General features: G+C 45.5%; 20 protein-coding genes, 1 tRNA gene and 5 pseudogenes. 14 read left to right on the top strand and 12 right to left on the bottom strand.

Going from position 1 to position 18,191, the window contains the following annotated elements; all coding sequences use genetic code 11:
* Positions 1-272 precede the first annotated feature (272 nt).
* The 9 genes and pseudogenes from AACQ81_RS16070 (at position 273) to AACQ81_RS19780 (ending at position 3,671) form a co-directional block, all read left to right on the top strand.
* Positions 273-467 (top strand): hypothetical protein, encoded by a 195-nt coding sequence (locus AACQ81_RS16070; protein WP_237387938.1) that lies wholly within the window; start codon positions 273-275, stop codon positions 465-467.
* 184 nt (positions 468-651) lie between these two features.
* Positions 652-954, top strand: a complete 303-nt coding sequence (locus tag AACQ81_RS16075) for a hypothetical protein (RefSeq protein ID WP_237387939.1) — start codon at positions 652-654, stop codon at positions 952-954.
* On the top strand, positions 951-1,304 hold the full coding sequence (locus AACQ81_RS16080; protein ID WP_237387940.1) for a hypothetical protein: 354 nt from the start codon (positions 951-953) through the stop codon (positions 1,302-1,304). The genes AACQ81_RS16075 and AACQ81_RS16080 overlap by 4 nt, the downstream gene beginning before the upstream one ends.
* Before the next feature lie 119 nt (positions 1,305-1,423).
* Positions 1,424-1,594: pseudogene (locus AACQ81_RS16085) on the top strand (phage tail protein); the annotation flags it as partial.
* Positions 1,595-1,678: 84 nt separating this feature from the next.
* A pseudogene (locus AACQ81_RS16090) lies at positions 1,679-1,831 on the top strand (phage minor tail protein L); the annotation flags it as partial.
* Between the two features lie 58 nt (positions 1,832-1,889).
* On the top strand, positions 1,890-2,324 hold the full coding sequence (locus tag AACQ81_RS16095) for an NlpC/P60 family protein (protein WP_237387941.1): 435 nt from the start codon (positions 1,890-1,892) through the stop codon (positions 2,322-2,324).
* A pseudogene (locus AACQ81_RS16100) lies at positions 2,267-2,449 on the top strand (tail assembly protein); the annotation flags it as partial. The gene AACQ81_RS16095 and the pseudogene AACQ81_RS16100, both read left to right, overlap by 58 nt.
* 59 nt (positions 2,450-2,508) lie before the next feature.
* A pseudogene (locus tag AACQ81_RS16105) lies at positions 2,509-2,607 on the top strand (lysis protein); the annotation flags it as partial.
* Positions 2,608-3,182: 575 nt separating this feature from the next.
* Positions 3,183-3,671 (top strand): lysis system i-spanin subunit Rz, encoded by a 489-nt coding sequence (locus AACQ81_RS19780; RefSeq protein ID WP_443089564.1) that lies wholly within the window; start codon positions 3,183-3,185, stop codon positions 3,669-3,671.
* A gap of 50 nt (positions 3,672-3,721) precedes the next feature.
* Here the strand turns inward: AACQ81_RS19780 and AACQ81_RS16120 are convergent, their stop codons facing one another.
* Positions 3,722-4,783 (bottom strand): hypothetical protein, encoded by a 1,062-nt coding sequence (locus AACQ81_RS16120; RefSeq protein ID WP_237387942.1) that lies wholly within the window; start codon positions 4,781-4,783, stop codon positions 3,722-3,724.
* 426 nt (positions 4,784-5,209) lie between these two features.
* On the opposite strand from AACQ81_RS16120, the pseudogene AACQ81_RS16125 reads away from it, so the two are divergent.
* Positions 5,210-5,547, top strand: a pseudogene (locus tag AACQ81_RS16125) (HNH endonuclease).
* A 151-nt stretch (positions 5,548-5,698) separates the two neighbouring features.
* Here AACQ81_RS16125 and AACQ81_RS16130 read toward each other — a convergent pair.
* From AACQ81_RS16130 to trmB, 5 genes are all read right to left on the bottom strand, one after another.
* On the bottom strand, positions 5,699-6,643 hold the full coding sequence (locus tag AACQ81_RS16130; protein ID WP_237387943.1) for a siderophore ABC transporter substrate-binding protein: 945 nt from the start codon (positions 6,641-6,643) through the stop codon (positions 5,699-5,701).
* 123 nt (positions 6,644-6,766) lie between these two features.
* The gene (locus AACQ81_RS16135; RefSeq protein ID WP_237387944.1) at positions 6,767-7,618 is read right to left on the bottom strand and encodes a DUF2884 family protein; all 852 of its coding nucleotides are present in this window, start codon (positions 7,616-7,618) and stop codon (positions 6,767-6,769) included.
* On the bottom strand, positions 7,569-8,495 hold the full coding sequence (gene glsB / locus AACQ81_RS16140) for a glutaminase B (protein WP_443089565.1): 927 nt from the start codon (positions 8,493-8,495) through the stop codon (positions 7,569-7,571). Before glsB ends, AACQ81_RS16135 begins: the two co-directional genes overlap by 50 nt.
* A gap of 153 nt (positions 8,496-8,648) precedes the next feature.
* Positions 8,649-8,975, bottom strand: coding sequence for a YggL family protein (locus AACQ81_RS16145; protein ID WP_237387946.1), 327 nt, complete (start codon positions 8,973-8,975; stop codon positions 8,649-8,651).
* Complete coding sequence (gene trmB / locus AACQ81_RS16150; RefSeq protein ID WP_237387947.1) at positions 8,975-9,694, bottom strand: tRNA (guanosine(46)-N7)-methyltransferase TrmB; 720 nt, start codon at positions 9,692-9,694, stop codon at positions 8,975-8,977. The genes AACQ81_RS16145 and trmB overlap by 1 nt, the downstream gene beginning before the upstream one ends.
* Before the next feature lie 242 nt (positions 9,695-9,936).
* Between trmB and mutY the strand changes: the two genes are divergently transcribed.
* The 4 genes from mutY to AACQ81_RS16170 all read left to right on the top strand — a co-directional run bounded on the left by mutY (position 9,937) and on the right by AACQ81_RS16170 (position 12,680).
* Entirely contained in the window at positions 9,937-10,977 is a 1,041-nt protein-coding gene (mutY, locus tag AACQ81_RS16155) for an A/G-specific adenine glycosylase (protein ID WP_237387948.1), read from the top strand.
* A 28-nt stretch (positions 10,978-11,005) separates the two neighbouring features.
* Positions 11,006-11,278: an oxidative damage protection protein gene (locus AACQ81_RS16160; RefSeq protein WP_237387949.1), complete on the top strand. Its 273-nt coding sequence runs from the start codon at positions 11,006-11,008 to the stop codon at positions 11,276-11,278.
* An 84-nt stretch (positions 11,279-11,362) separates the two neighbouring features.
* Positions 11,363-12,436, top strand: a complete 1,074-nt coding sequence (gene mltC / locus AACQ81_RS16165) for a membrane-bound lytic murein transglycosylase MltC (protein WP_237387950.1) — start codon at positions 11,363-11,365, stop codon at positions 12,434-12,436.
* A 168-nt stretch (positions 12,437-12,604) separates the two neighbouring features.
* Positions 12,605-12,680 (top strand) — tRNA-Phe (locus AACQ81_RS16170).
* A 352-nt stretch (positions 12,681-13,032) separates the two neighbouring features.
* On the opposite strand, the gene AACQ81_RS16175 is transcribed toward AACQ81_RS16170, so the two are convergent.
* From AACQ81_RS16175 to AACQ81_RS16200, 6 genes are all read right to left on the bottom strand, one after another.
* A complete protein-coding gene (locus AACQ81_RS16175; RefSeq protein WP_237387951.1) occupies positions 13,033-14,040 on the bottom strand; it encodes a tyrosine-type recombinase/integrase in 1,008 nt (335 codons plus the stop codon).
* A gap of 210 nt (positions 14,041-14,250) precedes the next feature.
* Complete coding sequence (locus AACQ81_RS16180; protein ID WP_237387952.1) at positions 14,251-15,117, bottom strand: TraI domain-containing protein; 867 nt, start codon at positions 15,115-15,117, stop codon at positions 14,251-14,253.
* 231 nt (positions 15,118-15,348) lie between these two features.
* A complete protein-coding gene (locus AACQ81_RS16185; protein ID WP_237387953.1) occupies positions 15,349-16,035 on the bottom strand; it encodes an N-6 DNA methylase in 687 nt (228 codons plus the stop codon).
* A gap of 114 nt (positions 16,036-16,149) precedes the next feature.
* Positions 16,150-17,073 (bottom strand): DUF1281 domain-containing protein, encoded by a 924-nt coding sequence (locus AACQ81_RS16190; protein ID WP_237387954.1) that lies wholly within the window; start codon positions 17,071-17,073, stop codon positions 16,150-16,152.
* A gap of 95 nt (positions 17,074-17,168) precedes the next feature.
* Positions 17,169-17,465 (bottom strand): TA system toxin CbtA family protein, encoded by a 297-nt coding sequence (locus AACQ81_RS16195; RefSeq protein WP_237387955.1) that lies wholly within the window; start codon positions 17,463-17,465, stop codon positions 17,169-17,171.
* Positions 17,462-18,022: a hypothetical protein gene (locus tag AACQ81_RS16200; protein WP_237387956.1), complete on the bottom strand. Its 561-nt coding sequence runs from the start codon at positions 18,020-18,022 to the stop codon at positions 17,462-17,464. The genes AACQ81_RS16195 and AACQ81_RS16200 overlap by 4 nt, the downstream gene beginning before the upstream one ends.
* Positions 18,023-18,191: the final 169 nt, after the last annotated feature.

The following is an 18,191-nucleotide window of genomic DNA, read 5'->3' on the forward strand; positions in this document are numbered from 1 at the left end:
TGAATTTACTTCGTTTAGCTCCCACCAAAGCGGGAATTAAAGCCCGCCGTAAACGGGCAGGTTGGGATGACAAATATCTGCTGACGGTTTTGGGTAAAGCCCAAAAAATTTAGATGCGATTGCCCTGAATAGCATCCAGTCTTATTTCGGCTCTCTATGTCCAGCAAATTGCCAAATATGCAGATAGCTGGACTATCGGTGAGAACAATAAGCCGGAAATCCTTAAGGCCAACAACGGTCATCAATATTTGTTACCGGGTGACAGGGGTAAGGTGATTAGCAATAGGGATATGGGGAAAGGGGGGAATGGTGGTGTAGTTATCAATCAGACTAATGTTTTTAATGTCACTAATGGCGGTCAATTTACACCCGAAAATGCTAGAATGATGTCTGGTTACATCAGAAGCGAAGTTTATGATGTTTTGGTTAATGAAACCCAGCGTGATGGGGGATTGCTTAATCAATAGTCACTCCAAGCCACGGACGGCTTTGATGTTTTTTTGTATATACAATATGACAGTCTGGTAATTCATTTTATTAATCAACTATACAATATACATTGATACTTTGTGATTCATTTTGAGTTGTTTCGATTTGTTTCGTGGTGTATTCTGTATATACAGATTAACCATAGGTTAAAGACACCGGCACATGAAGCTCTTGATTTCATCAAACATCAGATTGAAGTTAGCAGGCAAAAATCCGCCTGTTAATGAAGAGGATATACTCCAGTGTTTTTCTAATCGAGTGGGTGGTTTTCTTGAAGATACGAGAGAAGATAATAAAACTGATCCGCCTACTAAATGGTTTATATCTGAAACTGATTATGGTGTTAAGTTGAAGATAGTCTTTATTTATTACCCTGAAAAAGGGGTAGCTATAAGGACGGCTTATGCACCTAATGAAGATGAACTGAGAATTTATACAAAATACGGCCTAGGAACAGAGAAATGAGCAAACAAACTGATAAGCGAACAAACCTGATTGCTTCTACAGATGAAGCATGGGAAAACGGTGAGCTTGGTCGCAGTGAGGCTCACGTTAAAGTATCTGATGATATTACGGAAGATCTGATTAATGAGGCACTGGACTTGCAGCCAATTTCAATCAGATTAAATAAATCTCTGATAGAGGATTTAAAGATGATATCCGATCTTAATGGGTTAGGTTATCAACCATTAATCAGGCAGGTCTTAAATCGCTTTGCTAATAGTGAGAAAAAACGGATACTTACCGAAGCTCACAGTAAAGCGATGAAAAGCGAAAAAAGGAAATCACCTAATAAGCGCCATAAAGCAGCTTGATTGAATATCAATAATTCCCCTAAACCCGCGCGGGCGGGTTTTTCACATCTGCCGCCTAGTGCGGCTTTTTACATCTAATAACCTCACTCCGGTGGGGTTTTCTTTTTTATGGGTGAAATATGACAAAACCAGAATTCAAATGGCGACCACAGGATAACTACGAAGTGACTCACGAGCCGCGCGTAAAGGTTATCAAGTTCGGTGACGGCTACGAACAGCGCTTCAAGGACGGTATCAATAACCAGCTAAAACGCTATCAGCTTAACTTTGTAGAGAAAATGGAAACAGGAAAAGCCATTGACGAGTTTCTACGGGCACGGGGGGCGGTGGAATCGTTTACATGGCAAGGAATGCGCTATGAACCTTATCCGGTTGATGGCCCTCCCGTGGCAGACGAGAAAGACCAGCCAACCACTGACCCACTGAAAGATCGATGCTCCAAAAAACCTACCGGCTGCATAAAAAGATATCCCCGTCCTCAACCCATGCCCTTTGGCGGCTTTTTGGGTGCTAACAAGCTAGGTTAATCCATGATTGAAACAGACATCATCGCCCACGCAAAAGCGGAAGGGGTGAGGGGATCGGGTGCATAAATTTAATCCTGTTCCTCGGTTGTTGGGACGAGAATTTATTCACGGTAAACAAGATTGTTACTCCCTCATTCAAGATGCCTATCACCTTGCTGGCATTGAGTTAGATGATTTCAGCCGTGACGATGAATGGTGGAATACTGGGCAAAATCTTTATCTCGATAATATAGCCAGTCAGGGACTGGAGCAGGTTGACGAGATACAGGAAGGCGATGTCATCCTCATTTGTCTGGGCAGTCAGACACCCTGTCACGGAGCTATCTATATCGGCAATCAACAAATTCTACACCACAGACCAGACCGTATCAGTAAACGCGACATCTACGACGGCTACTGGCTCAAATACACACATTCAGTCTGGAGGCATAAACAATGGTCAAGTTACAGCTTGGAGGCCATCTTAGAAGATTTGGCCGTCGTTACGAATTAGAAGTTCGTGATGCAGCGGAGGCCGTCCGGTGCTTATGTTATCAACTAAAAGGCTTCCAGCAAGCGATTTCTGATGGCCTGATCCGTGTTCGCATTGCCGGGCGCGATATGACAGAAACGAGCATTCCCGCTGGCATGAACCACCCCCTGAATGATGGCGACACGGTGACTATTGTTCCGGTGGTATCCGAAATTATTGGCTACTCAGAGAACGCATTGCCACCGCAGAGCAAATGATTCTGGGGTTGCAGGAGTATGTTAGGGGCAGTGTCAGTGAGCTATGAACTCTATCTGACAATCAATCTGAAAAGATGAAAGTTTGAGAGCCAGATAGAGTTATGATTAAGTTTGTATTGGGGTTAATGGGACAGTCGTGCCTATAAACAAGATGGAATACCAATTGGACCAAAAGTTAGTGCGCAATCGATCGTACAATGCCTCCACTCTGGGCTATCAGGAGGATATTTTATCGAGCAAGCCACAGCATAAGTCTGCATTGAAGCTAAAAGGGTAGAACCAGCCAGCAGGCAAAGAAGAAGACATTTTTTCATAATCATTCTCCACATCTTTTACAACGTTATTATCACAAAAACTAGTAAATCTAATAAACCCATCTTTCCCCAATAACAAGCGAATAATGCTTAACAATTAGTTACTCACTGAAACTAAAAACAATATTTCTTTACCCATTCCCTTGAGTGGTTAAAGCAATAACCCCGACCATCACCTCTTCGGACGTGGTGGTTTTTTTATATCTGAGTTCCGCGCATTCGTACGCGCACATCTAATCCGAGAGCCTATCGCTCCCTATGCTGCTGCGAATGAATTCGGCACTCGCAATATCCCACCTCGCCCTTTTATGCGCAGCACCATCGCTAATAAATCGGGTGAATGGGGTCAGCTCATCGGCGCTCAGATTCGCGGGCGATTGCAAGAGACGGGAGGTATTGAAGCTGCATTTAATACCTTGGGTATGATAATGGCGTCGGACATTAAGGACAGTAACGGTGTTGCCAAGGCGCTCAATGTTGACCAGTTCGAGAAAATCAACCTCAACAAACCCACGCTGATTGCGCTGGCTAAATCTATTATCTACCACGAGAACGGCAAGCAACCTTATTCTGAGGCGACTCTTCGGGCTGATGTTGCCGCTGGTCGTCGCAAGCTGCGCATCAAAGCCAATTGCCCCGTGCGTGAAAACACTTCCTCCGGCGGCGTGGGCGATGCAACCACCGTCGAACTCACTGGAGAAACTGGATCAACTGTTCTTGATATCCGAGAAGGCATCATCAACGACCTCGCAAAATTAAGCTATTTGCAGGATTACGTTAAAACACAATGTCAGTAGCCCCTAAATTCAGGGGCTGCGGATATTTTGTGGGGAGGGTTATGGTTTTATTAACGTCGAGGACTAGGTGATCGGGCATGAGAACGCAATATAGCAAGCATGTCATCGAAATCTTCATCTGTGGGATTATCGTATATAGGTCGTACTGGCGAAGTTGCGCGTACTGGCGGCATTGGCGTTCGAGGCGGAGATGGTGGTCGTGGGGCGCCCGGAGGCTGTATATTTAATGGCACTGGTGAATAATAAGGAGATGGACTTCTTTGTGGTTGTTGATGTGGAGCGGAGCGTTGTGATGTTGAAACAGGTTGCCTTCTGATAGCGCCACCAGACTGATCAGTTGGAAATAAATGAGAAGGCCCCGGCATATCTCCTTGTAGATAAGCCGTAATGCGACTTTGTTGTATTGCTTCCTGCATATCTTGTTCATACTGTAAAGATTGCGCTAGATGCCCCATTGTACCGCTAGATTGAGATGGTTGTGGGAGTTGAACAGCGTTTAGTGTCTGCGCTATAGGGTTAAAGCGATTCTGCTGGCTATATTGCTGAGGGCGAGACCTCATTGGCCCACCACCCGGAGCTTGCGATATGCCAGATGGGTCGGGTTGAGGGGGTGGCAAGTTAGGTGGGCTAAACTGAGACGGAATTCCTGCGTGACTTTGCCGTCCCGCTTCTCGTTGCGCTTGTTGTTGTATTTGATCACTATGCATCGTACGTATATGCGCCTTCAAACCTCGCTGGTTCTTAGCAACGAAATCACAATAGTCGCATTTAACCGGTAGTAGTTGCTGCTGTCGTTGTTGTTGGTCTGCTAGTAGTTGTTGTTGTCGTTGTTGTTCTGCTAGTAGTTGTTCTGCTAGTAGTAGTTGTTGTTGGTCTGCTATTATTTGTTGTACTCGTTGTTCTACTAGTCGTCGTTGTTGTTGTTGTTGGTCTGCTAGTAGTTGTTGTTCTGCTAGTAGTCGTCGTTGTTGTTGTATTTGTGGTCCTATCTCTTGGGCGTGAGCTTGGGCTTGGGCATTTCCAGAATGCACTCTGTTATAATGATTGTACAAGTTTTCCAGAGAACGCAATATTTGTGAACAACACTTGCATGGGTATATATTTTTAACCATAACATTCACCTTTATGTTTATACAGAGAATAAAAGCTTATTTATAACAACCTCTATCTCCATCTCCACCATAAAACAAACGAATAATGTTTAACAATCAGTTAACCTTTGAAACTAAACACAATATTCCTTTACCCATTCCCTTGAGTGGTTAAAGCAATAACCCATGCCACCGTTGACGGCGGGCATCATCAGCAACATCCGCTGTAGGCAGAAGAAGCGGTGTGACAGCCGGAGATACGGCCTGCATTGCCATCATGGTTCATGGAGTCGTGATCGCCATGCAGTAGACCTAAAGTCTATCGGACATTACCCCTATTTAAGGCGGTAACAGACGACTTACGCAGAACTTTATACAGTCCCGACTAAAAAATGACGGGGGTTATATCAAACACATCAGTTGAATATGCTGAATGGAGGCCAGAACATGCCACCGCGTATACCCAGAGCCTGCCGTAAGCAAGGCTGCCCCAAGACCACGACTGATCGCTCAGGCTACTGCACTGATCACCTTCACACGGGCTGGCAGAACCATCAGCAGGGCAAGAGTCGGCACGAGCGCGGCTATGGCAGACCGTGGGACAAACTACGAACCACAGTGAAGCAACGGGATAAGCATTTATGCCAGCAGTGTCTACGCAATGGCCGGGAGTGACAGGCACCACAGTAGACCATATCAAATCCAAGGCACATGGCGGGACGGATCCCCACTCATTTACTTCGTTCATTACGGTGTTGCGCTTAATATGTGAATCCAAAAAGTAAAAATGAAGAAAGGTAATCTAACAGTATATTACGATGTAGTTTGACAGATAAGTGATTACTGTAATCGACATGAAAGCGTTAAAAAATTAAGGTGACCGCTTGACGGCCACCTTTAAGTACAATGGCTATTTATCAAAGCCATAAACAGAGGCTATAACGCATCAGCAATTGCATTAACTTGTCGTGTCATACTGTCCAAACCACCACCAGACAAATACCAAAGATCAGATTGCAGATAAACTATTTTGCCATTTTTATACGCATTGGTTGATTTGACTTGATCGTTTTCGAACTGAGCTTTTGTCAGTTTTCCGGCACCAATCGCTTCACTACGATCAATAATAAAAATTACATCAGGATTTGCCTGTGCAATCATATCCGCAGTTACAGCTCGACTTTTACTTTTATCTGATTTGGTGGGTAATTCTGCACGTGAAGCCTGAACCACATTATAAACAATGGCTTGATTATTGGGATATAACTCACCAGCATTGTGCAACAATACCAGTACCTTGCTGTTTGCTGCCTGTGCTTTTTCCTGCGCAGATGCGATGGTTTTCTCTAAATCAGCAATCTGTGTTTTAACAATATCCTGCTTATTAAATAACTCACCTAATAACTTAAGATTACTATCAACAGATGGTAGGTAATTTTTATTGTCAGTGCCTAAATCAACCGTTGGTGCTATTTGTGATAAACGATCATAGAAAGAACCCTGACGCCCTGTTATCACAATCAGATCCGGTTTTATTTCTGCTAACTTTTCCAAATCCGGTTCTTTCATTCCACCTGCATTATTCATACTCTCAGACAGATTACTACGTACATATTCAGGCAAACTACCAATAGGTAATGCAATAACTCGCTCGGATAAACCTAGTTTTGCCATCGAATCATAAGTACCGAAATCAAACAGAACAACCCGCTGTGGATTTTTTTTAACCTTAGTTTCACCAGAAAGATGTTTTACTGTGACATAATCACCAGACTCCGCCGTTACTGTATTTGGTGTAAATAATGTGGATGATTGACTAAATGCAGAGTAGCTGGTGACAGAAAATAGTGATGCAATAACAATTGGTAGGATTTTTTTCATTGTTACACCTGAATTAAGCATATTGGTAAGAAGTAACCCGCATTCTAGGTGGCAACATTAATATGTCAACTAAATAAGAATCAATTTCATATTGATTCTTATTTAGAAGATATGCATTGTGATTTACTTAATCAAATTCATAAGAGCAATATGCTGTTGTTCTAAGCCGTTGGCTTTACTACAAACGTCTTCTTTCAAGCGCTTCAACTCTTTTTTCTGCTTTTCCCATTCAGCATCAAAACCATTTTGCACTCCCCCCAATCCTCCGAGAAGAGACATTAACATCTGTTTACCGCCACCATTTTGATCGCTCTTTTTACTGCTCATTTCGTTAATGCTATCCTGCAAGATACCACCGAGACTCTGTTCGACGAGTTTCTTGCCTTCAGATTCTACCTGCTTGACTGCCTGAGAGTTGAATGCAAAACCATTAGCGCGAGTTTCAATCACTCTATCTATTTGTTTATTGAGACCAGATTCCAATTGAGACAGACGGTTACGAACATTACTTTCTTTCCCCATCGTATCAACAATCACTTTATCCAGTGATTGACGTGCACTTGCCAAATGGCTCAAGGCTTCTTGCTTAACCCACGGTAAATCTTGACGGATCGTCTGTTGATACTGAACAGCTTTGCTGCGTTGTTCTGCATTTAATGACAACGCCTTTCCATCACGAGTTATGGAGCCATCAGGCAAGATTTTCAGGTTTCCATCGGCTCCAACAACTTGGACAGATTTCGGCGTAACAATAATGTCATCATTAAGTGTCACCTGACAGCCAGAACCCGCCTGTGCTTGAGCTACGATCATCTGAGTTGCAAATAATAATGTAGCAATCGTGATTCTGCGTAACATACGTTCTCCTGAATTTCCTTTGCTTGATGACTTTCTATCTGCACGGATGCCATCAGCACGGACGAGATTAAAAAATAGAGCGGCCAATACGCCCAGCCAGTTTTTCCAGTACTGCACAACCCGCCAATGAGTTACCGGATTTATCCAGTTCAGGAGACCACACCGCAACGGTGAATTCACCCGGAACAACACAGACAATTCCCCCGCCAACACCTGATTTCCCCGGCATACCTATTCTGAAAGCAAATTCTCCAGAACCATCATACATACCACAAGTCAACATCAACGCATTAATCTGCCTTGTTTGTCGAAGGCTCAGAATTTGCTGACCGGAACCAATCATACGCCCTTGGTTGGCTAAATAAATAAAACACTGAGCCAGTTCGACACAATTCATTTTCAGGGCGCAGTAATGAAAATAGGTTTGCAGAACCGTCAAGACATCATTTTCAAAATTGCCGAATGATTTCATCAGATAGGCAATCGCCGCGTTACGGCTTGAATGATCCATCTCTGAACGGGCAACGATATCATCATAACAAATATCTTTTTGCCCTGTGAGGCTGCGGACAAATTCCAGCATTCTATGCTTAGGCGCGCTCAAGCGTGATTGCAGCATGTCACAGATTATCAGTGCTCCCGCATTGATAAAAGGATTCCGGGGTATTCCCTTTTCCAGTTCTAATTGAACCAATGAATTAAAAGGCTGCCCGGAAGGCTCCGTACCAACTCTCTGCCAAATGTCATGCTCTTTATAGCGTGTCATCGCCAATGTCAGGCTTAACACCTTAGAAATGGACTGTATAGAAAAGCGCTTTTCAGCATCTCCGGCTTGGAAAATCTGTCCATCAACTGTACAAATGGCTATTGCCAGATTATTTACCTGAACTTCCGCCAAAGCGGGAATATAATCTGCCACTTTCCCTTGGCCAATCAAAGGGCGTACTTCATCTAGGATATCTGCCAATAACGAATTAGAGAACCTTACCTTCACCACTTCTTCTCCAGATAGACAAGGACTCCAAAGGAGTCCCTGCATACAGCGTTATTTCTGTATATTTACCCTTCATGTTTTCAAGTTAACGCTTGTTAGCAACAACTTAAATCCATTAGATATCAAAACGCTACATGTTTATATAACAGCAAATCAATCCCACCACACATCAAATAGTTCTGATATAACAACATCTTCCATGTTGCGATCTTTCAGCCATTTTTCAACTAACTGGCGGTGCTCTTCGGTACATTTACCAATTTTTTGCAGGCAGATCAGACCTTCCCACTGTAAGTAACCACTGGCATCCAAAGCCAAGCCATTTGGCTCTATCAACTCTTCAATTAAGGCATCAACCGTGCTGTCAACAACATCAACAGATGTATTGGCCGGAAAACCCCACCTTATGGAAAATCCTAACTCTTGAAATTCATCAATACGCATTTTTTTACGCAGACGGCGACTACGATTTTTAGCCATTATTCTACCCTCTCAAACATTAGATCCCATACGCCATGCCCTAACCGCTGACCGCGCATTTCGAATTTCGTGACCGGACGTGAATCAGGACGTGGTACATAATCATCGTTTTCTGATAAATTGCTATATCCTTTGGCTTCGCTCATCACTTCCAGCATATGTTCAGCATATGGCTGCCAGTCAGTCGCCATATGGAAGACGCCACCGATTTTCAGCTTATTTCTGATTAGTTGAGCAAATTCAGGCTGTACAATCCGACGCTTATTATGGCGGACTTTATGCCACGGATCAGGGAAGAAAAGCTGAACCATATCCAAACTCTGATTTGGGATCATATTATTCAGCACTTCAATAGCATCATGGCACATAACACGTAGATTACTCAGGTTTTCCTCTTCTGCGGAAGCCAGACAAGCGCCTACTCCCGGCACATGAACCTCAATCCCAAAAAAGTTTTTTTCTAGGTTCTGGCTCGCCATCGTAACCAATGATGCCCCCATGCCGAAGCCAATCTCCAATACCACAGGGGCCTCACGACCAAAAAGAGCTCCCATATCGGACAGTTCTGGCTGATAATTCAAACCCATTTTCGGCCACATATTATCAAGTGCTTGCTGCTGACGACTCGTTAACCGTCCCTGCCGACGAACAAAACTGCGGACACGGCGCAAAGCCCTGCCATCTTCATCATATTCCGGTGAAATTACGTTATTTATCATGGTGCTTTCTATCAGTTTTAAAGACATTTGCTCAGGCGTCTGGGGCTTAATGTACCGCAGGGTTGCTCAAAGAGAGCGCAATTATGCAAAGATGGCTGAGTTTATCAAGTTCAATGCCCATAAGCACAACTTTAATACTAAATTGCGTAGCGTTTCGAAATAAAGTTCGGGTTTACACTGAGGTTACACTATGTTGCAATCCTGTTCACAAAACAATATCTGATATAAAGACAATTATTCTAATGATGGAAGCTGAGCAATTTTCACAGATGGTACTTGAATGGTATCACCGTTATGGTCGTAAAACTCTGCCGTGGCAACTGGAAAAAACTTCCTATCACGTCTGGCTTTCAGAAGTGATGTTGCAACAAACACAAGTCGCGACCGTTATTCCCTATTTCCAGAAATTTATTTCACGTTTTCCTGATGTTGCGTCTTTGTCTGCTGCACCACTGGATGAAATTCTCCATTTGTGGACAGGCTTGGGATATTACGCGCGCGCCCGTAATTTACATAAAGCAGCGCAACGGATAGTGACGTTACACAATGGCAAATTCCCGACGACATTCGATGATGTTGTTGCCCTGCCGGGAGTCGGACGTTCAACCGCTGGTGCTATTCTCTCTCTATCTCAAGGCAAACCTTTTCCGATTCTTGATGGTAACGTGAAGCGGGTTCTGGCCCGCTGCTGTGCCGTTGGTGGCTGGCCGGGAAAAAAAGAAGTTGAGAACCAACTGTGGGATATCAGTACTCGCGTAACTCCCGCACAAAACGTCGAATACTTTAATCAGGCAATGATGGATTTGGGCGCAATGGTCTGTACCCGCAGTAAACCAAAGTGCGAAATTTGCCCGCTCAATATAGGCTGTATTGCTTACGCCAATCACAACTGGGCAGATTATCCGGGCAAAAAACCGAAACAAAGCATTCCTGAAAGAACAGCCTACTTTTTATTAATGCAGCATGGTAATACGGTCTGGCTGGAACAGCGACCACTTTCTGGCATTTGGGGAGGCCTGTTTGCCTTTCCACAATTTACGGATCAGGCTTCCCTGGAAAAATGGCTGCAAGATGCGGGCATTTCTCACAGTAAACCTGAACAATTGACATCATTTCGTCACACATTCAGTCATTTTCATTTAGATATCATTCCCATTAGAATCGACATATTATCTTTTGATTCCTGCATGGATGAAAACAAGGGACTTTGGTATAACTTACGCCAGCCAGCAACTGTAGGATTGGCAGCTCCCGTTGAGTACCTTTTGCAACAATTGGGTTAATTTGCCCATTTTATTTTGAGGATTAATTATGAGCAGAACTATTTTTTGTACTTTTTTGCAGCAAGAAGCCGAAGGCCAGGATTTTCAGCTCTATCCGGGGGAGCTGGGCAAGCGCATTTTCAATGAAATTTCTAAAGAAGCATGGCAACAATGGATGAGCAAACAAACCATGCTGATTAATGAAAAAAAATTAAATACTATGAACCCAGACGACCGCAAATTGCTTGAGCAAGAGATGGTGAAATTCCTGTTTGAAGGGCATGACATCCAAATTGATGGTTATACACCACCAGAACAATAATTTGCTACTCAACTGGCATAAATAAGAGCCATTTTGCATGGCTCTAACTACTGATGGCATATCAATATCCAACGGCTCTTTAAGATGAAAAAACTGCTGCCTCTGATTCTTCTTACTCCGCTCCTGATTTCCTGTTCTAGCAAAAAAGATTTTGAATACAAAGAAGAATATGTAAAAGATACGAATGGTTTCGATATTTTAGTGGGGCAATTCGCCCACAATATTGAAAATATCTGGGGTTTACGAGAAGTATTAATTGCAGGCCCAAAAGATTATGTGAAATACACAGATCAATATCAAACCCGCAGCCATATCAATTTTGATGCGGGAAGTATTACGATTGAAACAATATCACCAGTCGAACCGACTGAACGGTTGCACAAAGCGATTGTTGACACTTTATTGATGGGAGATGATCCCGGCTCAATCAATCTTTATTCTGATTCCAACGATATTCAGATTAGCAAAGAACCATTCCTTTATGGACAAGTCCTGGATAATAGTGGTGAGTCCATTCGCTGGGAGTGGCGCGCACGTCATTTTGCTGATTACCTGATTCAGAATAAATTACAAAAACGTCAATCAGGATTGCATGTCATTTGGTCGGTCACCATTCAATTGGTTCCCAACCATTTGGACAAACGTGCCCATAAATACCTCCCTATTGTTCGAAAAGCATCCATAAAATACGGAATTGATGAATCGCTGATCCTTGCAATCATGCAGACTGAATCCAGCTTCAACCCTTATGCCGTCAGCCACTCTGATGCGTTGGGTCTTATGCAAGTTATGCAACACACTGCCGGAAAAGATGTTTTCAGAATGCAAGGAAAACCAGGTCATCCCAGCCGCAGTTACCTTTTCGATCCTGAAAACAACATCGATGCTGGCACGGCCTATCTCTCGATATTACAAAATACTTATTTAGGCGAAATCAAGAATATCACTTCACGTCGGTATGCCGTCATCACAGCCTATAATGGCGGTGCTGGCAGCGTATTGCGTGTATTCTCGAATGACAAAAAGAAGGCAGCTCAGAAGATCAATTCAATGGAACCTGGTGATGTTTATGAAACATTGACAAATAAACACCCTTCCGCTGAGTCACGCCGTTATCTGATAAAAGTGAACAAAGCACAGAAAAATTATCGTCGATAATTTATAGTAAATTCATTGCTAACAAAGAACCGATGGAGAGTAGCAAAGCAACCCTCTCTCCATTTTGTTTAGATTTATAGCGCATCGGGCAATTTAAAAGCATACAGATAAAATTATGCAGAAAATGTTTGACGGATCGGGCTGAATACGGTTTAATGCGCCCCGTTAGCCCGGATAGCTCAGTCGGTAGAGCAGGGGATTGAAAATCCCCGTGTCCTTGGTTCGATTCCGAGTCCGGGCACCAAATTTTAAAGCTCGCTTGTTGATAGAAAAATTACTTAACAAGCAGTAAGTTGGGGCTAAACCATAACACTGAGAATGTAAGCAACGGTTATTTTTAAAAGCTTGCATCATTATGGCGATAAATTGCCAGCAACTCAAGATATCAGGGTACTCGCTTTAGCAAGTACCCTTTTTCTCGATCAAAATAATGATTTCAGTAATTGATTCTAATGTCAAGTAAGGTGAAGACTTACTGGATGCAGGATCAGGTATTAATACTTTTTTCCATCTCATCAATATTGATACAGGGCAGTTGACACCGCCTCCTTTCCAAACTGAACTCCGCCCTGATTTTTTCCGTTACTTTTTCCTGGCTACACCGAAAGATCCAGATAGAGAGCCAGTTCTTGCGCCAATGTTTTACCGGCTATTTCCATATCGATATCAATGTATTCCATCGTTGTCACCACACTGCGATGCCCCAGCAAGTTTTTCACCATCTGTAAATTACGATCCGGTGCTTTCATCAGCTCCGAGGCCAGCGTATGACGAAAACGATGGGGTGAAATCGCGAAACCGCATTCTCGGGAAAGGCGTCGGAAAAAAGAGCGTATGTATTGTTTTTCCCTGTTAATGTTGTATTCGTAGCTGGTCATCAGGCCGTTATAGCGAAAATTCAGTCGCGTTAAGTCAAAAATGGGATCGGCATTACCGATGCCACAGGCTTTAGCGCGTTCTACCAATTGCTCAAGTCTTCCCTTTAATTGCGGAATGATGGGAACCCGCCATTCACAATGGTTTTTACTGCCCTGAAGCCGTAATTCAATGGAATTATTGTCCAGATTGATATCACGCAACCGCAGGTGCAGCAGCTGGTTCTGGCGCATTCCCGTTAACCGGAATGTATCCAGCACCGTTAACCAATACCAGGCAGGATACAGCGCACAACGCCTTCCCTGTAGGGTTACCTTTGTTTTTTCATCGTCTTCATGCTGCCCCATCCGCAGATAGAGACGAATTATCTGGGATTTACTCAGCACTTTTTTCGTTTTTTTGCCTTTCTTGACCGCAGCATCAAGAAAAGGATTTTTGGTTTGAGGTAATAACTTTTGCTCTATTCCAAAATTAAAGATGGCACGCAAATGAGTGACCTTGTTATTCCAGGTATGACACGACTGCTTCTTTTCATTCAGCAAGTGACGCCGCCAGCGCAATATATCCCGGTGGTTCACCTGTGCCGGCAGCACGGTTTCTCCCATAAAGTTGATAAATACCCGTACCACCTTGCTATAACTCCATTCGCTTGCCGGTCGCAACATGTGTGAGAAAAAATACTCGTCCAACAACGCATCCCAGCCCATTGTTCCTTCGTTATCCAACATATTATGGTTTCCTTAGTGTGTAATATTGTGTTTCGATGCAGAAACGATCTATTAATAAGCGCCTAAAGTAATTAACACGTTAAATTATTTTATTTTTCATATAATGACCTTTTGTACATCAGGGAAACAAGGCATTCCGGCGCTGATATGGTTCGTTTGAATAATTTAAAATCATTATCGTTATTATTTGCGTTATTTCTCAGCAAAGATTCATTCCGGTGTCTGAAACAATGACAGTAATGTCCGGGTATCCTCGGCGGTGTCGGAAACAGCAGCGGCTCCCGATGTGGCAGGCAGAGAAACCGGATTGAGGGCTGGTTCAGAAGGCTCAGTGGATTTCAGCAACGGAGACTGCATTTGCCCGGCCGCATCCTGAAGCAACGCGTCAATCAGTGGCACGGTGGATGGGCAGCCATTAAGATGCTGCATCAGGCAGTGCCAGACTTCCGGTACCGAAACCAGCCACATCATGGCCTTTTCCGGTAACAGACAGGCCGCCAGCAACGCTTCCTGGGGCACCGAAGGCGTGTTTTCAGGAGTACGAAAACGGAAACGAAAGGGTTTGTCAGGCACACAGATCCCCGGCTGCCAGTGATGCCCGTCTTCCAGTTCCCCTTCCAGTTGCTGCAACAGCAGCAGGTGGTAAAACAGCGCCGCCCAGAATACCACCGCCTGCCACAGCAGACTTTGTGCGGCCTGGGTTTCCGGCGCCACCCCCGGAGGCAACAGATGCCCTTTTGCCAGCCGCACGGTACAGGCAGTAAATTGCAGGGTCAGATCGATAAATCCGCCGCGATAGGACCAGATGCCCTCTTGTGTCGCGGGAACACGCTGCACACGGGCGCATAATTGCCGGAGCGGATCCAGATAGAATTGCTGATACAACCCGGCGGGCAGCGCACTGTTTTCCCACAGTTGCCGGAGATACTGGCCACGCTCTGAAGTTGCCAGCAGCACCTCTGCTGACAGTGGACGGAAATAACCGCCGGCATCGCGTACACTTTCAGGTGATTGCCCGGGCGCTTTTTGTGACGGGGAAGGGTCACGGGTAAAACGGGATTTAAAACGCTGAAACATGGTTTTTCCTCTTTTGGTTCAGATTTGGCTCAGTGTCGGTGAATCCCGGCCGGAAACAAGGAACAACTCTTTTTGCGGAAATGAAAATTAAACTGATCCGGTTCATCCCCTGACTGACTTACCTAATCCGCTTAATTTCCATCATAACTCATTGTATTAACGTCACTTAAAAACAAAAAAAAGCGCCCCGAAAGGCGCAATAGTCATAATATTTTCGTTGAAAAAATGCGTTCAGGCGGCGATAAGCTCCGCCTCCCGCAAACGCTGAGACCAGTTGCCCAGATAATGCGCGGGCGTGTAACGGGTTCGCTTGTCACCGCCATCATGCAGGGCATTGCCGATGGTGACAGCAGCCGGAATACCGGTCAGCGAGAACTGGATATAGGCCATCACGGCCGCCAGCGGATCAATATCAATCGCGTAAACCCACAGGCTGCACAACGGATCATGCCCCTGTTCTCTCAGCACGTCGGCAGCGGCCAAAGTTATACAGCCCGCGCCACAGCACGGCTCGCACAGCGTGACAAACGGTTGCGTCTGCAACAGCCCGGCGGCATCATGCAACTGCATTTCCGCCATCATTCTGGCCACACTCCAGGGGGTAAAGAACTGCTGAAGATCCTTATCACCCAATTCCAGCCGCATAAACACACTGCCCAGAAAATCATTGGGTTCCTGTGCCAGTCCGAGTACCACATGGGAGAACAGCTGAACAATCCGGTCAACGTCTGCCCGTTTGTACTTGTTGATGGTTTTCAGGTAATACTGTTCCAGCTCCTCGCTGAAACAGTGTTTATTGTGGATCGCTGCCATGGCACAATTGCAAAAATCCCGGAAGACCTGATAACGGGTCTGATAACGTGCCGTTTGCTTAAACAGCGAAATGAATTCTTTCTGATGATCGGTTCGCGATACCATTGCGTGTTTTCCTTGCTGAACAAAAAGCGAAAAGAGGAAAACACGCCCCGAAAAGGGGATAGTTTCCCCTTTCGGTTGATGTAAAAATAAATGGATACTGCGTTAAACGAAGGACTATTGCCCGACCGCGATAGCCGGCAGGGCCAGTGCCGTTTCCGCCTGCTCACCGGTGACCAGATACAGTGCCGGCCGGTTTTCCCGGCCTGACTGCCCGTGACCGCTGTCCACGTGCTCGCCCTGGTCATAACAATCGTAACCTTTGAAGCTTCCTGATGCTTCGCTGTACCAGTGGCGGATTTCACAGTCAAACATCGCGGACAGCTCGCCCATTAGCTCGGGCGAAGGTGATGCCCAGGGCGAATCAAACCGCACGGTTAAGCTGCTGACATTCCGGCGTTCCCAGCGGACATGATGACCAAACGGCCATTCCATCCCGTATTGTTCCCCGTAAAACTGTGCCGTCGTGGCAATGCCTTTCAGCAGGGCGCTGTTACCGTTGATTTCAGTCGCCAGATTCGTTGACATCATCATCAGCATATCGCAGGGCTGGGCCGCCTGCGGATATACATTCAGCTTATCCCAGCACGCCCCGATATCGGGTGTATCAGACCAGCCCACCATGCCAAACCAGTCGGTATACTGACTGGTCAGCAGACGGGCGATAATGTCACGCGCTGCTTCCGGCACCTTGTCCCAGTGCATCAGGCTGAGACCGGACTGACGGTACAGGTTATCGATGCGTTTGATATTGTCCGTATTCAACGGCACATTATTCTGCAACAGCAGCAGCCACTGCTCAAACGCCAGATACTGCGCCGTCGGAACGGCCGTGCCGCGCACTAACGCCGGGTACGGCGTATACGTCTGCGGTTTGGTGGGTTTCAGTATCCCCGCACAGCCGGCCAGAAACAGGCGCAGGCTTTGCAGCACCGCCTGACGGTAACGGGGAACCTCTTCACCACAGACCCATTGCTGCATTACATCGAGACAAACGGATTTGCCGGTGATTTCCAGTTGATTGATACACCATTCTGCCATGTTGGTTTTCCTCATTTTTAACACTGTTCAGATAAAAAAGAGGAACCGTCCCGTCAGGGAGACCGGTTCCCCCGATGGGTAGATTGTAAAAAGGGTTACGGTTTGGCGTGCCTGAACAGACTGTCAGCCAGACCACTGTCAAAAATAACCGTCAGCTCATCATGGATATCCACATAAGGTGTACTGCGCGGGATAACCTGCGTGTTCAGCCGAATTAAGTCGTATTTATCCACCAGTTCGTTAATGGCTTCTGAAGGCCGGACACCGCGGGCTATCAGTACTGCCACCGTATCGGTTTCACACAGAACCGTATCGGTCAGGCTCAGGCCAAAATGCCGTTTCAGCAAGGCGGACGCAATCACCTGCCAGACGGTTAAACGTAACGTGGTCATAACGTCCCCTCAGAAAAGACACTGACGGAGACGCCATACCGGAGAATATCCCGCACTTCATGGCACTGCTGATAACAGGAGGACACCCCATGCAGTGACAATAAATGCACCTTGCGCCACAACGCACGCGCCGCCGGAGTATTCTGCCAGCTCTGCTCAAGCATCGCTGCCTGACATAACCGCTGCTGTTGCTGTTCCAGTGACAGGCGTTCTGACGTCAGGGTGACCGGCTGCGCCCAGATAATCTCTTCACCAAACCGGCCACCGAGCACTTTTCTGTCCTGTGCATCAAAAATCATGACGGTCAGCGGAAAAAAAGTCCCCGAAACCTGAGCAGATAACCTCTCCGGCACCGGCCAGTCACCCAGTAGATGGATCACCTTTAGCCGCTGTACCACTTCCGTGACGGTGGAGGCTTCGCACACCATCAGGGTTTCCGGCTGCAATGACTGTGGTGCTTTCGGGTATTGCCTCAGGCCGGTGACCTGAGCGGTAAATAGCTCTTCACGTAATGCGGTATCGGTTTCATCCGGTACCGGTAAAAAAATGGGATTCATGGTGTTGTTCCTTGATTTTATGTCAATGAAAGAAAACACCCACCCGATACCGGGAAGGTGTTTTGGCTTCCCCGGTCAGGCGCTTAAGAAAAGCGTTAACAGCCTCATGGGCTGATAACGTTAATGATGATTATTGTTGTTAGGGATAAGTGACGGACTGATAACGTCC

This window comes from Xenorhabdus sp. Sc-CR9, assembly GCF_963897815.1.
Lineage (GTDB): Bacteria > Pseudomonadota > Gammaproteobacteria > Enterobacterales > Enterobacteriaceae > Xenorhabdus.

Bases quoted from the DNA above. Each gene is read 5' to 3' on its own strand.
- AACQ81_RS16195 (WP_237387955.1), bottom strand. From the start codon at position 17,465: ATGACCACGTTACGTTTAACCGTCTGGCAGGTGATTGCGTCCGCCTTG.
- AACQ81_RS16080 (WP_237387940.1), top strand. From the start codon at position 951: ATGAGCAAACAAACTGATAAGCGAACAAACCTGATTGCTTCTACAGAT.
- AACQ81_RS16130 (WP_237387943.1), bottom strand. From the start codon at position 6,643: ATGAAAAAAATCCTACCAATTGTTATTGCATCACTATTTTCTGTCACC.
- AACQ81_RS16145 (WP_237387946.1), bottom strand. From the start codon at position 8,975: ATGGCTAAAAATCGTAGTCGCCGTCTGCGTAAAAAAATGCGTATTGAT.
- AACQ81_RS16120 (WP_237387942.1), bottom strand. From the start codon at position 4,783: ATGGTTAAAAATATATACCCATGCAAGTGTTGTTCACAAATATTGCGT.
- mltC (WP_237387950.1), top strand. From the start codon at position 11,363: ATGAAAAAACTGCTGCCTCTGATTCTTCTTACTCCGCTCCTGATTTCC.
- AACQ81_RS16200 (WP_237387956.1), bottom strand. From the start codon at position 18,022: ATGAATCCCATTTTTTTACCGGTACCGGATGAAACCGATACCGCATTA.
- AACQ81_RS19780 (WP_443089564.1), top strand. From the start codon at position 3,183: ATGCGCAGCACCATCGCTAATAAATCGGGTGAATGGGGTCAGCTCATC.
- AACQ81_RS16190 (WP_237387954.1), bottom strand. From the start codon at position 17,073: ATGGCAGAATGGTGTATCAATCAACTGGAAATCACCGGCAAATCCGTT.
- AACQ81_RS16160 (WP_237387949.1), top strand. From the start codon at position 11,006: ATGAGCAGAACTATTTTTTGTACTTTTTTGCAGCAAGAAGCCGAAGGC.
- mutY (WP_237387948.1), top strand. From the start codon at position 9,937: ATGATGGAAGCTGAGCAATTTTCACAGATGGTACTTGAATGGTATCAC.
- trmB (WP_237387947.1), bottom strand. From the start codon at position 9,694: ATGATAAATAACGTAATTTCACCGGAATATGATGAAGATGGCAGGGCT.
- AACQ81_RS16180 (WP_237387952.1), bottom strand. From the start codon at position 15,117: ATGTTTCAGCGTTTTAAATCCCGTTTTACCCGTGACCCTTCCCCGTCA.
- AACQ81_RS16075 (WP_237387939.1), top strand. From the start codon at position 652: ATGAAGCTCTTGATTTCATCAAACATCAGATTGAAGTTAGCAGGCAAA.
- AACQ81_RS16185 (WP_237387953.1), bottom strand. From the start codon at position 16,035: ATGGTATCGCGAACCGATCATCAGAAAGAATTCATTTCGCTGTTTAAG.
- AACQ81_RS16175 (WP_237387951.1), bottom strand. From the start codon at position 14,040: ATGTTGGATAACGAAGGAACAATGGGCTGGGATGCGTTGTTGGACGAG.